Genomic DNA, 12463 nt, shown 5'->3' with positions numbered 1-12463 from the left:
CGTCAGCAAAGTAGCAAGCTACTCTCTGTTACCGCTCGACTTGCATGTGTTAGGCCTGCCGCCAGCGTTCAATCTGAGCCATGATCAAACTCTTCAATTAAAAGTTTTTTCTGTTCTCATCCAATAAAGAATGAAGAACCTGCTCAATGAATTCTGAATTTATTTAATATCTTTCGATATTGAATTGACTGTGCTGAATAATTATTAAAAATAACTATTCTGTTGGTCACTCAGTTTCTCTTTCGAGAAATCACATTGAGACTCTAAATTTTTTGCCTTGCTTACCTATCTAAAAAGAAAGTTAAGCTTGGCTGTTAGAACTCAATCTGTACGAGTGCCCACACAGATGATTGCTTTATATTGTTAAAGAACGTTGCGATTAAAGTTAAACTTTATCTCGCTAGGGCTGCGCATGTTACGCTTTCCTATTTTTTTGTCAACACTTAAATTTAAACTTTCTAAAAAATCTAAACTCAAGTTTTACTCGACTCACTGATTAACTCTTGCCCCGCTAAGCGTTGCTGTCTGCCGTCTCAGTGGGGTCGCATTATAGGGCGCGGTTGATTTTACGCAAGCGTTTTTTAAAGAAAACTTGAAATAAAGTACTGTTCGTTCGGTTTACGAGCTAAACACCTTGAAAGTGCTAGTTTAGTGAGCAACATAGATCCATACTGGCCATTTTATTAGCTCTGCTGCTATCATCAGATTCAATCACTTTCATTTTATTAGGTGTTTTTATGACTATCCGTTCTTATAAGGGAATAACCCCTACTTTTAATCAATCTGTTTATATTGATGAGTCCGCAGTTTTAGTTGGTAATATAACGCTAGGTAAAGATAGTAGTGTATGGCCATTAGTCGCAGCACGTGGAGACGTTAACTATATATGTATTGGTGAACGTACTAATGTACAAGATGGCAGTGTGCTACACCTTACTCGTCCAAGTAAAAGTAACCCTGATGGTTATCCGCTTATCATTGGTGACGATGTTACTGTTGGCCATAAAGTAATGCTGCACGGGTGTCGGTTAGGTAATCGTATTTTAGTCGGTATGGGCGCTATTGTAATGGATAACGCGATAGTTGAAGACGATGTGATTATTGGAGGCGGTTCATTAGTCCCACCAAACAAACGTTTAGAGTCTGGTTTCCTTTATGTTGGCAGTCCAGTAAAACAAGCCCGCCCTTTAACAGAGCAAGAGCTGAGCTTTTTAAAAGTGTCAGCCATCAATTATGTTGAGCTCAAAGATGAGTACCTAGCTGAAGGTTAATTCAGCACTGCAACAACAATCTCTCCCGCCGAGTTATACTCTTCATCTTCGATTAGTTGCTCGGCAATATCTTCATAGTCAAAACGTACAGCTTCAAAGTGCGCCTTAGCCGCTTGCTGATCTGCCAATGCTAGACTTTGCGTATCAATAACACATTTAACCATTAGGCCACTTACTTGGGCAAAAAACGTTAACTGCTGGCTTTGCACATTAAATTCAAATCGATCTATAAATTGAATTGCTTGATTCATATCAATTCTCCAGCTTTTAATGATCGCACAATAGGGAGTATTGCTGGCATTTTATCACGCCAAACAAAGTAAGCTTGTGCTGCTTGCCCAACGAGCATACCGCTACCATCTAGTACGCTAATATCGGCTTTGTAATCCTGTGCCCATTGCATAAACAGAGTGTTTTGTAGTGAATAAAACATATCATATACACATTTACAATTATTAAGGTGCTTTTTGTCGAGTGCTGGCAACTCACCCAACATACTACTAGATGTAGAGTTTACAATTAGTGAGTAATCACCTTCAGGTAAATCATCAAATCCATAGCCTGTCACTGCGCCATATTGAGCAAACAGCTGTGCTAATGCTTTGGCTTTTGCCGCGGTGCGATTGACGATGATGATTTCACTCGGCTGCTGTGCCAGTAATGGCAATACAACCCCTCGCGCCGCACCACCAGCACCAATCAGTAAAATACGTTTACCTTTAATAGAAACTTTATTTGCGAGCAAGTCATTAACAAAGCCAACACCATCGGTGTTATCACCTAATAAGCGGCCATCATCTAGCAGCTTTATTGTATTCACAGCACCGACAATGGTGGCAAGCTCAGTTCGCTCATCAACTAATTCATATGCTTGCTCTTTAAATGGCATAGTTACGTTGGCACCATTACCACCAGCAGCAAAAAAATCAGCAACCGCTATTTTAAAGCCATCTATTGGTGCTAGTATTGCCCGATAATCGATTTTCTCGCCCAATGAGGTTGCAAATTGCTTATGTATCGCAGGGGATTTTGAGTGTTTAATGGGATTTCCAAAAACTGCATATTTGTCCATATTCGAGCAACCTCTTTGTTTAGTAATATTACAGAGTAACTTACTGCTAATTAACGATGATAAAAACTATGATTAAACGACTCTTTTCTAAATCGAAACAACCTGAGCCACAGCAAGCACCTACTCCCGAAAAAACGCCTTACCAAATGATGGGGGGAGAAGCTGGCGCATTTGCACTTGCAAATAGATTCTACGACATTATGGCCACCGATGATTACGCTAAACCGTTATATGATATGCATCCTCAACCATTAGATCGTATTCGCCAAGTATTTTTTGAGTTTTTATCCGGTTGGTTAGGCGGCCCTGATTTGTTTGTAGAAAAACATGGTCACCCTATGCTGCGTAAACGCCATATGCCTTTTCCTATCGATCAAGATTTACGCGATCAATGGATGTATTGTATGGATAAAGCGTTAGATGCTGAAATTGATAATCCTTTATTACGAGAAGGGTTACGAAAATCATTGGCGCAGCTTGCCAGTCACATGATCAACCAGCACTAAAGCGATTTTAATCTTTTAAGTTTGCGCTATATCAATGTCGTACTCTTCTAAATACAGATAATAACGCTATCTTGTTTAGAAGAGTATTATGCGCGTGAAATCCATCCAACATAAAATTTATGCATTACTGGCAATCACCGGCGTGCTAGTACTTTTTGCAAGTATTTTCAGTAGTTCAAATCAGCAACATACCCTTGCCCAGGAAACAATTGCCAGCAACATTAAGCTACTTGCTGATAATTACTTTGATTCCATCAATACCATGATGCTCACTGGCACAATGGCGAATCGAGAAATACTAAGCAGCAAATTACGTAATCACCCAAATATTGAAGATGCCCATATAATCCGTAGCCCCATTGTAAACAAACTTTATGGCCCAGGCGCTGCAAACCAAGCTCCAAGTAACGACGCAGAGATTGCAGCACTTAATGGAAAAGAAGACCTTTTCATTGAACAACAGCAAAGTACGCGTTATATGACCTATTTAAAGCCGATGCTTGCAAGCAGTGATCATAAAGGAACGAATTGCCTTGGTTGCCATCAGGCGCAAGAAGGTGATGTATTAGGGGTTGTAAAAATTAGTTATTCACTCGCAGATATTGAAACAAAAGTAACGCGAAATACACTTATCAATACAGCCCTGCTATCTACGCTTTTTGTAACTGCTTTTTTATTATTGGGTTTACTCTTTAGAAGAATATTCATTAAACGCCTCAATAACATTGATCGCATGATGCACCTAGCCACTAGCAATAATGATTTAAGCCTCAAAATTGAGGATAACAATAACGATGAGTTAAGCTCCTTAGCAAATAGCTTTAATCAGATGATAAGTGCCTTTAAAGAAAATATTGCGCAAGTGTCACATTCATCAAAAGTGTTGATTCATTCTGCCGAAGCCATTTATGCCTCTGTCGATGCGACTGAACAATCAATATTAAGCCAAAAACAAGGAACAGACTCTGTTGCGGCTGCAATTAATGAACTGGAAAGCTCATCTAACGAAGTTAAAAATACCACTCACTTTGCTTCAGAAAAATCGGAGAGTAGTAATGTGCTTGCACAACAGAGCTTACGCGTTGCTGAGCATACGCAGGTAAGCATAAATCAACTCGCTGACGATGTTCGTAGCGCAGCCCAGCAAGTAAGTCAGCTACAAGCTCAAACCTTAGAAGTGGGAAAAGTACTTGAAGTGATCAGTAGCATTGCTGAACAAACTAATTTACTCGCGTTAAATGCTGCAATAGAAGCAGCAAGAGCGGGAGAAGCTGGTCGAGGCTTTGCTGTTGTCGCCGATGAAGTTCGCACTTTAGCAACACGTACTCATGATTCAACAGACGAGATTAAACGCACAATAGATAAGCTACAATCAGAAGCCTCGCAAACCGTCACTATGATGAGTAACTCGTGTGAAGAAGCTGATGATAGGGCGCTACAAGTCAAAAAAGTTGCACAGGCTTTAAAAGATATTTCCTCTCAGATGAGCGAAATTAATCAGCTAAATGTACAAATTGCTGATGCAACAGAACAGCAAAGCTTAGCTGCTGAAGAAATTAATCAAAGTGTTGTGGCAATCAGTGATAATGCGGAGCGCTCATTAGTCGATGCCAACGACAATCAAAAAATAAGTGAAGAACTATTATCGCTAGCTCGCTCGTTGGATGAGCAGGTCAGACGTTTTAAATTAAATTAAGGTGCGGCGCTAAATCAATTAGCGCCAACTCGGTATTATAATTGCCAGTCTCGGGCAACTAATTGCTCCGGTTCACTACTTAGCCATGCTTGTGGCCTCAAGTAGAATTGGTAAAGCTGCGCTTCAGGACTTTCTGCCCCTGGCGTATAATTATATTCCCAGCGCGCAAGTGGCGGCATAGACATTAAAATAGATTCTGTACGGCCACCTGTTTGCAAACCAAACAACGTACCGCGATCCCACACTAAATTAAACTCAACATAACGACCTCGGCGATAAAGCTGGAAGTCACGTTGTTGCTGTGTGTACTCGTCGCTTTTACGACGTTCTATAATCGGCACATAAGCATCGAGAAAGCCATTAGCAACAGCTTGCATAAAAGCAAAGCTTTGCTCAAAGCCATGCTCATTCAAGTCATCAAAAAACAAGCCGCCCACACCACGAGTTTCATTACGGTGCTTGATATAAAAATATTCATCGCACCACTTTTTATAGCGAGGATACACGTCATCGCCAAAAGGAGCGCACAGATCATGCGCCACTTGGTGCCAATGCTTAACATCATCAAATACAGGATAAAAAGGTGTTAAATCGAACCCGCCACCAAACCACCAAATAGGTTCTTCGCCTTCTTTTTCTGCAATAAAAAATCGCACGTTTGCATGGCTAGTTGGTATATGCGGGTTTTTAGGGTGAATAACTAACGACACCCCACAAGCATGAAAACTACGTCCAGCGAGTTCTGGCCTATGTGCGGTAGCAGATGCAGGCATTGATGCACCAAACACATGAGAGTAGTTAACGCCGCCTTGTTCTATGATATTTCCATCACGAATGACGCGCGTTCGCCCTCCGCCCCCCTCTGCACGTTGCCAGCTATCTTCAACAAACTTAGCGTTCGCATCAGCGCGCTCTAAGCCTTCGCAAATAGTGTCTTGCAAAGCCATTAAATACGTTTTTACTTGTTCAAGCAGATTACTGTGCATGTTCATCCTCTAAATATTTTACCGGTCATTACGTCTTTAATAGTGCTTGGCTGAGTTCGGCCACCTAATGGCTCATCAACATAAAACGCAACCTGTTGATCAAATTCACTCTTCGCCATTTCAATGCTGGTTACTGTATCTTGCCCTGATAAATTAGCACTTGTTGACACTAAAGGCTTACCAAGTTCTTGGCATAAACGCTTAACCGTTGGGTGATTTGTTACACGTACCGCAATGGTATCAAACTGCCCTGTTAACCATTTTGGTGTATTTTTAGCTGCAGGCATTACCCACGTAATCGCCCCTGGCCAACTAGAAAAAATATCAGCGCGTTTATCCATAGGAATTTTTGCGTCATCAACATATTTTAGTAACTGACCATAATTATCAGCAATTAAAATTAAGCCCTTTTCGACTGGGCGTTGCTTGATCGCTAATAATTTTTCAACGGCGTGTTGGTCGTCTGGGTCGCAACCTAACCCATATACTGCTTCAGTTGGATAAACAATAACACCTCCTTGCTGCAAAGCAGTAAGGGCGGTTTTAGGCACAGAGGTTGAATCGGCCACAGGAATTCTCCACATACAAAAAGTTAAAGCTGCTAATTAGTCGCTCACCGTCAATTTATGCGAGCAGTTTTTCTGGGGGCATTGTAACACATCACTGTTCGCCATCTTCTTTTGTGTCATCACTGGCCACTGGCATTGTGGGCAAGTGTGTTCAATAGGTTTGTGATTTAAAGTGTACTTACAACTTGGGTAGCTGTTACATGAGTAAAAGATTTTTCCAAATTTATTACTACGTGCAACTAGCTGCCCTTTAGTACATTTAGGACATGCAGGTAATACGTCTTCATTTTCTTTAGGCTCGTCATGGGCAATATAATGACATTCAGGGTAGCCTGTACAACCAATAAACATGCCATAGCGACCATTTTTAACCACCAGCGGGTTTGCACATTCAGGGCAAGGGCTATCTTCTAGAACCTTGATTTGCTGAGTATCATGCTGTACTAAAGAGCGAATAAAGTCACATTTAGGGTAACTTGCACAGCCAAGAAAAGGACCTGACTTGCTATTACGAATAACTAACTCAGAACCACATTGAGGGCACACTTCGTACTCTTTTTCTAAGGCGTGTTGGTTTGCAGAGAAAAGTGAATGATCAATTTTGCTCATGTGTTTCCAAAGCGGTTGGTTAATTTTCGCCTAATATACCCAAACTAATTTAAGATACAAGCATACCCACCTAAATCCTCTAAAAGCACACGTATTGAAAAAGTCGATGTTTAATGTAAAACCTCAGCAGGCTCATTAAAAATAATTTTTTCCATTTGAGAATAAGCAAACTCGGAACCAGGCACATTAAATAGCACCATTAGTATTACCCATTTTAAATCATCAATCGTTATAAAAGGTTTATCTAAAGCACGTAAGCGATCCACGACCATTTCACGAACCGCACTATTTATAACCCCAATCTGCTCTATAAACATTAAAAAACCACGGCACTCAACACAAAGCATCTCACATTCACTCTCTGTAAAAATACGTACCGCATGTTGTGGATAAGCATTGAGATAAGGAATTTCATCACTGTGCTGTAGTTCAGCTAATTGCTCTAGCCAATTCAATGCTTTGTATATTTCGGGCTTATTGAAGCCCGCACGTAATAACTCATCTGTGAGTTCATTATGCTCAGCATAAATTTCAGCTTCACTATGAATATAATTTTCAAAGAGGTACATGAGGATATCGAACATGTTACTTCCCTTATATAAGTATCTATAATCTAGCGAACTCGGATATAGCCATCTAATACCCGCTCGACCCGGTCTTCAAGCTCAAGATCAAGTAAACGTGCTTGTACTTTATCTATCGGCCATTGGCTACGCTGAACAATTACATCGACTGCAGTCACTTCAAAACCTACACTACAAAGTACTTCGCATGTGGGTTCGTTAGTCTGCGCTTTCTCTATATTATATAGACTGTTTTGACAGGAAAAGCTTACTTCATCTAAAATATCACTGACATTTTCGACTAATTTTGCCCCTTGCTTTATTAAAAAGTGACTTGCTTCTGATAGCGGGTTTTTAATTGAACCTGGCACAGCAAACACTTCTTTATTTTGTTCCAGTGCATAGCGTACTGTAATGAGTGAGCCGCTTTTAATTTGCGCCTCGACAATTAATACACCGAGTGATAAACCCGATATTATGCGATTTCGGCGCGGAAAATTATTACCATTAGCGGCTGTGCCAGGTAAAAACTCACTCACTAATAAGCCATGTTCACATACTTTATCTGTAAGCAGCTTATGCCGTTTGGGATAATACACATCAACTCCTGTGCCAAGTACTGCAATCGTTTTACCGTTGCCCGCAAGCGCTCCTTTGTGGGCTGCACCATCAATGCCAAGTGCCATTCCTGAGGTAACAGTTAACCCTGCAAGAGTAAGCTGATGCGCAAACTCAGCCGCTATTTCTAGCCCTGATGGTGTAGCATGACGACTGCCAACAATCGCTATTTGTGGACTATTCAGTAGTTCTAAATTACCGCGGCAAAATAATAACAAGGGTGCACTAGCCACTTCTTTTAATAACGGGGGATATAAGGGGGAATCAAAATAATTAATTGCAGTTATATCTGACTGAGCAATTAATGTCTGATAGTAATCGACTTGCCGCCAATCAGTAGCAAGTAAGTTGCTAGCGATTTGTGAACTAAGGCCGCACTCTACTAACTGCTCGTGGTTAAGTTCAAATAAACACTCTAATGGCTGGTTTTGCGCTAGAGCCAGTAAAGTTTTAACACCCAAGCCTTTACATAAATAAAAGGCAAGCCAGTGTGCAAGCTTGCCTGAAGAATTTTCCATGCTCTCTCCTTAGAGCACTCAAACCTGATTTAATTTATAACTGCAAAATCACCGATGCGGATTGGGTGCTGGTTTTTTACGATTAAAGCGTAGCTAACTTTTTCATGTACTTTAAATACCATTAGCTCGCCAACTTTTTCTTTTGGCATATGCCACACTGTAGAGTTTTTATCTGGCTCAACCCCAAAAAATTCATCGCTCTTTTTCATGAATTTTTCAAGGCTATTAGAATCTTCTTCATAGCGAGGGCCATTACGTCCATCAAACACTGTAGGTGATTGACGTTCAATATCTAAAATATGGCCTGCTTTAATATTCTGCTCTAAACCTAAGTTTAGCACTACAATATCCATTGTGCTGAATTCTCTTAATCTACTTGTTGCTGCAATAATGTTACCTGTAATCGGCTCATCTGGGCGCTGCATTTTAAAATAGGCAGGTAAGGCTTGTCCTTGCATTGCTGGCATTAAGAAATCTGTGGCTCTGATCTCCTGTTTAGCCTCAGTCACTTTAACAGAGGAAGGCACTCCTTGTGATAAATCACCTTCTCTGAATACGCGGCCTATACCCACTAATTGTGATTTATATGCCAGTGCTTTATTCGTCTCAGGATCAATATACGCTTTGCCTTTACGATAAATTGCATAAGCTTCATGCAATTTAAGCTCGCCTTTAACATACACAATATGACCTTCGGTGTTCATTTTAGTGTTTACATTAGCACCTAAAATATAAGGTTTTTCCGCTATCTCTTTTCTACTTAGCGCTTGCTCATAAGTCAAATAAGGGCGTAATAGCTCAAGTGGCAAAGTTGGGATTGCATTACGACCTTTTGGTGTAATTCGTCCATGTGGGGACAATTTTTTATAACCTGAATTAATCACTAAGCGTGGATTTCCGTGCTCATCATAAATCAAAGAAAGGGCATCGCCGGGATAAATAAGGTGTGGGTTATCAATTTGCGGATTCATTTGCCAAAGCTCAGGCCACAACCACGGCTTATTTAGATAGATAGCTGAAATATCCCAAAGCGTATCACCTTTTTTTACAACATACTGTTTTGGCGCATCTTTTTTTATATTTAATACATCGGCTACCGATGGAAATGCAGTACTTAGTGCCAACACTGCTGCGAATAATGGGTATTTCATTGAGCTTCCTTGTGGTGTTTTTTCATTATTATCAACCAAAACCTGTTAAAGGTGAACGCGAATGGCTAAAATAAGAGCATACAATACCCTAAATTAAGCACAAGTGAAAAAGGTTACTATGGCTAGGTTAGAAGTTTTAAGATTTCCAGATGAACGTTTACGTACAATTGCAAAAGAAGTAACGCATGTTGACGACCAAATTCGTCAAATTGTAAAAGACATGCTAGAGACTATGTACGACGAGAACGGCATTGGATTAGCCGCAACCCAAGTTGACATTCATCAACGCATTGTCGTCATTGATGTATCAGAAGAACGCAATGAACCCTTGGTGTTGATCAACCCAACGATTATAACCCAAGCGGGTGAAACAGTCAGTGAAGAAGGTTGTTTATCTGTACCGTATTCTTACGCAAAAGTTGATCGCGCAGAAACAGTATCTGTAAAAGCCCTTAATGAGAAAGGTGAAGAGTTCACTTTAGATGCTGATGAACTTTTAGCTATTTGCATCCAACACGAGCTTGATCACTTAATTGGTAAGTTATTCATTGATTACTTATCCCCGTTAAAGCGTCAACGTATTCGTAAAAAACTTGAAAAAGAAGCCAAGCTTGCAGCGCAATAAGTACCTTAGAATTAATTAGGAAGTTCAGTGACACAACCATTACGCATTATTTTTGCCGGTACGCCCGATTTTGCTGCGCGCCATTTACAAGCTCTTATCGATTCAGAGCATCAAATTGTTGGCGTATACAGCCAACCTGATCGCCCTGCTGGTCGCGGAAAAAAACTCAAAGCCAGTGAAGTAAAAGAACTTGCGCTGGCGCATGAATTACCTGTTTTTCAACCGGCCTCATTAAAAAGTGACGACGCACTCACTGAACTAAACAACCTTAATGCCGACATTATGATTGTTGTTGCATATGGACTGCTGTTACCTAAAGCTATTTTAGATGCACCTCGCTTAGGCTGCTTAAACGTACATGGTTCAATTTTGCCACGCTGGCGCGGTGCTGCACCAATACAGCGTGCTATTTGGGCCGGGGATACTGAGACTGGCGTCACTATTATGCAAATGGATGAAGGCCTAGATACCGGCGACATGCTGCATATTAGCCGTTGCCCTATTGATGCGACTGAGACCAGTGCCAGCCTATACAATAAGCTTGCTGATTTAGGCCCAAGCGCACTTATCAACACCATCACTCAATTGGCTAATGGTGAAATTACACCACAAGTACAAGATGATGAACTGGCTAACTATGCTAAAAAGCTCTCTAAAGAAGAGGCAAACATTGATTGGACAATGGACGCTGCACAGATTGAACGTAACATTCGTTCATTCAATCCGTGGCCAGTGTGTTTTACCCAAATGGGCGAAAACACTGTAAAAGTATACCAAGCCAATGTTGTTGAACAAACAGGCCCTACAGGCACTGTTTTACAAAGCGATAAACACGGCATTGTGATTGCCTGTGGCACTAACGCACTTAATATCACGCAAGTACAACCACAAGGCAAAAAGCCAATGGCCATTACTGACTTTTTAAACGGCCGAGCAGACTGGGTAACTCCTGGTACAATATTAGGCGAAAACAATGAGTAAAGCTCCCAACATACGCGCGCTTGCCGCCGAAACTTTATATAACGTCGTAGATAAAGGCGCATCTCTAAATCAAGAGCTGCCTTTTGCAAGCCAAGGTTTACCCCCTAAAGATAAAGCCTTATTACAGCAAATTTGTTACGGTGTACTGCGTTATTTGCCAAGCTTAGAGAATTATTGCCAGCATTTAGTAGAACAACCTCTCAAGGGAAAGCGCCGTATATTCCAGTTTTTGCTGTATGTTGGCATTTACCAACTACAACATATGCGTGTTCCACCTCATGCAGCTATCAGTGAAACAGTAAATGCTTTAGAGCAGCTAAGAGCTCTGGGTCTAAAAGGTTTGATCAACGCTATATTACGCAGCTTTCAGCGCCAGCAAGAAGAGCTAGAAGAAAAAGCCAAACAAATTCCGGTCTGTTTATACAACCACCCAAACTGGTTTATCAAACAAGTTACCGAAGCGTACCCTGACTCTTGGCAAGCACTGTTAGAAGCCAACCAACAGCAAGCACCAATGTGGTTACGTGTTAATCAAGCGCAATATAACACAGCTGAATATAGCGAGATGCTTACAGCCAATGATATCGCACACACGTTAAATGCTGACTTTCCTGATGGCATTAAGCTAGATAAACCACGAGATGTTTTCTCATTACCCGAATTCGACACCGGCGCATGTTCAGTACAAGATGCTGCAGCACAGTTAGCGGCACGCTTTTTAGATCCAAAAGCTGAAGAGCACATTTTAGATGCATGTGCTGCCCCTGGTGGTAAAACATGTCATATTTTAGAGCTTGCTGATGCCGACGTACTTGCTCTTGATTGCGACGAAACACGCCTTGAGCGCGTAAAACAAAACCTTGTCCGTATTGGTCTAGGTGCTGATTTACAATGTGCTGATGCTTCTCAACCACACAAATGGTGGGACGAACAACAGTTTGATCGCATTTTATTAGATGTCCCTTGCTCTGCAACAGGCGTGATCCGCCGCCACCCTGACATAAAATGGTTGCGCCGTGCCTCTGATATCAATGATCTTGCAACATTACAAGGTGATATTCTAAATAACATTTGGCCGTTACTTAAGCCCGGTGGTACCTTAATTTATGCAACGTGCTCGGTATTACCACAAGAAAACCAATTACAAGTTGCTAAGTTTTTAACAAACAACAATGACGTTGAGCATATTCCGCTACATGATAACGACACGCCAGCAAACCCAGGTCTGCAATTGCTGCCCGGTGAAAGCGACGGTTTCTATTATGCCAAACTTGTAAAAAAACACTCATAAGAAGCTC

The 12463-nt window shown here is 41.1% G+C and carries 14 protein-coding genes and 1 rRNA gene; 6 read left to right on the top strand and 9 right to left on the bottom strand.

The genetic code is table 11. The features are described 5' to 3' along the window. Window positions 1–100: ribosomal RNA gene (locus ACJJVX_RS21445) — 16S ribosomal RNA — on the bottom strand; the annotation flags it as partial. A 637-nt stretch (window positions 101–737) separates the two neighbouring features. Between ACJJVX_RS21445 and ACJJVX_RS21440 the strand changes: the two genes are divergently transcribed. Further along, complete coding sequence (locus ACJJVX_RS21440; protein WP_054206552.1) at window positions 738–1271, top strand: gamma carbonic anhydrase family protein; 534 nt, start codon at window positions 738–740, stop codon at window positions 1269–1271. Here the strand turns inward: ACJJVX_RS21440 and ACJJVX_RS21435 are convergent. Then, on the bottom strand, window positions 1268–1522 hold the full coding sequence (locus ACJJVX_RS21435; protein WP_054206553.1) for a DUF1488 domain-containing protein: 255 nt from the start codon (window positions 1520–1522) through the stop codon (window positions 1268–1270). The two genes, ACJJVX_RS21440 and ACJJVX_RS21435, sit on opposite strands and share 4 nt — an antisense overlap. After that, the gene (gene aroE, locus ACJJVX_RS21430; RefSeq protein ID WP_054455812.1) at window positions 1519–2343 is read right to left on the bottom strand and encodes a shikimate dehydrogenase; all 825 of its coding nucleotides are present in this window, start codon (window positions 2341–2343) and stop codon (window positions 1519–1521) included. Before aroE ends, ACJJVX_RS21435 begins: the two co-directional genes overlap by 4 nt. 68 nt (window positions 2344–2411) lie before the next feature. On the opposite strand from aroE, the gene ACJJVX_RS21425 reads away from it, so the two are divergent. Together ACJJVX_RS21425 and ACJJVX_RS21420 are read left to right on the top strand one after the other, a co-directional pair. Further along, window positions 2412–2849: a group II truncated hemoglobin gene (locus ACJJVX_RS21425; protein WP_054206555.1), complete on the top strand. Its 438-nt coding sequence runs from the start codon at window positions 2412–2414 to the stop codon at window positions 2847–2849. Window positions 2850–2937: 88 nt separating this feature from the next. Then, entirely contained in the window at window positions 2938–4545 is a 1608-nt protein-coding gene (locus tag ACJJVX_RS21420; protein WP_054206556.1) for a methyl-accepting chemotaxis protein, read from the top strand. A gap of 35 nt (window positions 4546–4580) precedes the next feature. Here the strand turns inward: ACJJVX_RS21420 and hemF are convergent, their stop codons facing one another. The 6 genes from hemF to ACJJVX_RS21390 all read right to left on the bottom strand — a co-directional run bounded on the left by hemF (window position 4581) and on the right by ACJJVX_RS21390 (window position 9559). Beyond that, window positions 4581–5531: an oxygen-dependent coproporphyrinogen oxidase gene (gene hemF / locus ACJJVX_RS21415; RefSeq protein ID WP_405633468.1), complete on the bottom strand. Its 951-nt coding sequence runs from the start codon at window positions 5529–5531 to the stop codon at window positions 4581–4583. 2 nt (window positions 5532–5533) lie between these two features. Then, a complete protein-coding gene (locus ACJJVX_RS21410) occupies window positions 5534–6115 on the bottom strand; it encodes an L-threonylcarbamoyladenylate synthase (RefSeq protein WP_054206558.1) in 582 nt (193 codons plus the stop codon). A gap of 21 nt (window positions 6116–6136) precedes the next feature. After that, window positions 6137–6709, bottom strand: a complete 573-nt coding sequence (locus tag ACJJVX_RS21405; RefSeq protein ID WP_054206559.1) for a type I DNA topoisomerase — start codon at window positions 6707–6709, stop codon at window positions 6137–6139. Between the two features lie 110 nt (window positions 6710–6819). Next, the gene (locus ACJJVX_RS21400; protein WP_054206560.1) at window positions 6820–7293 is read right to left on the bottom strand and encodes a DUF494 family protein; all 474 of its coding nucleotides are present in this window, start codon (window positions 7291–7293) and stop codon (window positions 6820–6822) included. A gap of 29 nt (window positions 7294–7322) precedes the next feature. Next, a complete protein-coding gene (gene dprA / locus ACJJVX_RS21395) occupies window positions 7323–8408 on the bottom strand; it encodes a DNA-processing protein DprA (RefSeq protein ID WP_405633463.1) in 1086 nt (361 codons plus the stop codon). Window positions 8409–8437: 29 nt separating this feature from the next. Continuing rightward, a complete protein-coding gene (locus tag ACJJVX_RS21390) occupies window positions 8438–9559 on the bottom strand; it encodes a LysM peptidoglycan-binding domain-containing protein (RefSeq protein WP_064435992.1) in 1122 nt (373 codons plus the stop codon). Between the two features lie 118 nt (window positions 9560–9677). Between ACJJVX_RS21390 and def the strand changes: the two genes are divergently transcribed. Genes def through rsmB form a run of 3 tightly spaced genes read left to right on the top strand, consistent with a single transcriptional unit; the run spans window position 9678 to window position 12456 of the window. Next, complete coding sequence (gene def, locus ACJJVX_RS21385) at window positions 9678–10184, top strand: peptide deformylase (RefSeq protein ID WP_054455816.1); 507 nt, start codon at window positions 9678–9680, stop codon at window positions 10182–10184. Window positions 10185–10211: 27 nt separating this feature from the next. After that, window positions 10212–11165, top strand: coding sequence for a methionyl-tRNA formyltransferase (fmt, locus tag ACJJVX_RS21380; RefSeq protein ID WP_170174404.1), 954 nt, complete (start codon window positions 10212–10214; stop codon window positions 11163–11165). After that, window positions 11158–12456 carry a 16S rRNA (cytosine(967)-C(5))-methyltransferase RsmB gene (rsmB, locus tag ACJJVX_RS21375; protein ID WP_405633461.1) on the top strand — a complete coding sequence of 433 codons (1299 nt, stop codon included), beginning with the start codon at window positions 11158–11160 and terminating at the stop codon, window positions 12454–12456. The genes fmt and rsmB overlap by 8 nt, the downstream gene beginning before the upstream one ends. The last annotated feature ends 7 nt before the right edge of the window (window positions 12457–12463 follow it).

Source organism: Pseudoalteromonas sp. Ld20, assembly GCF_045064175.1.
Classification (GTDB): Bacteria; Pseudomonadota; Gammaproteobacteria; order Enterobacterales; family Alteromonadaceae; genus Pseudoalteromonas; species Pseudoalteromonas neustonica.
This window is presented reverse-complemented; position numbering and strand designations above follow the sequence as displayed.

What these genes read in the sequence shown, in the direction of transcription:
- ACJJVX_RS21435 (WP_054206553.1), bottom strand. Translation starts at nt 1,522, where the DNA reads ATGAATCAAGCAATTCAATTTATAGATCGATTTGAATTTAATGTGCAA.
- def (WP_054455816.1), top strand. Translation starts at nt 9,678, where the DNA reads ATGGCTAGGTTAGAAGTTTTAAGATTTCCAGATGAACGTTTACGTACA.
- ACJJVX_RS21400 (WP_054206560.1), bottom strand. Translation starts at nt 7,293, where the DNA reads ATGTTCGATATCCTCATGTACCTCTTTGAAAATTATATTCATAGTGAA.
- ACJJVX_RS21405 (WP_054206559.1), bottom strand. Translation starts at nt 6,709, where the DNA reads ATGAGCAAAATTGATCATTCACTTTTCTCTGCAAACCAACACGCCTTA.
- ACJJVX_RS21390 (WP_064435992.1), bottom strand. Translation starts at nt 9,559, where the DNA reads ATGAAATACCCATTATTCGCAGCAGTGTTGGCACTAAGTACTGCATTT.
- ACJJVX_RS21420 (WP_054206556.1), top strand. Translation starts at nt 2,938, where the DNA reads ATGCGCGTGAAATCCATCCAACATAAAATTTATGCATTACTGGCAATC.
- ACJJVX_RS21425 (WP_054206555.1), top strand. Translation starts at nt 2,412, where the DNA reads ATGATTAAACGACTCTTTTCTAAATCGAAACAACCTGAGCCACAGCAA.
- dprA (WP_405633463.1), bottom strand. Translation starts at nt 8,408, where the DNA reads ATGGAAAATTCTTCAGGCAAGCTTGCACACTGGCTTGCCTTTTATTTA.
- ACJJVX_RS21440 (WP_054206552.1), top strand. Translation starts at nt 738, where the DNA reads ATGACTATCCGTTCTTATAAGGGAATAACCCCTACTTTTAATCAATCT.
- aroE (WP_054455812.1), bottom strand. Translation starts at nt 2,343, where the DNA reads ATGGACAAATATGCAGTTTTTGGAAATCCCATTAAACACTCAAAATCC.
- ACJJVX_RS21410 (WP_054206558.1), bottom strand. Translation starts at nt 6,115, where the DNA reads ATGTGGAGAATTCCTGTGGCCGATTCAACCTCTGTGCCTAAAACCGCC.
- hemF (WP_405633468.1), bottom strand. Translation starts at nt 5,531, where the DNA reads ATGCACAGTAATCTGCTTGAACAAGTAAAAACGTATTTAATGGCTTTG.
- rsmB (WP_405633461.1), top strand. Translation starts at nt 11,158, where the DNA reads ATGAGTAAAGCTCCCAACATACGCGCGCTTGCCGCCGAAACTTTATAT.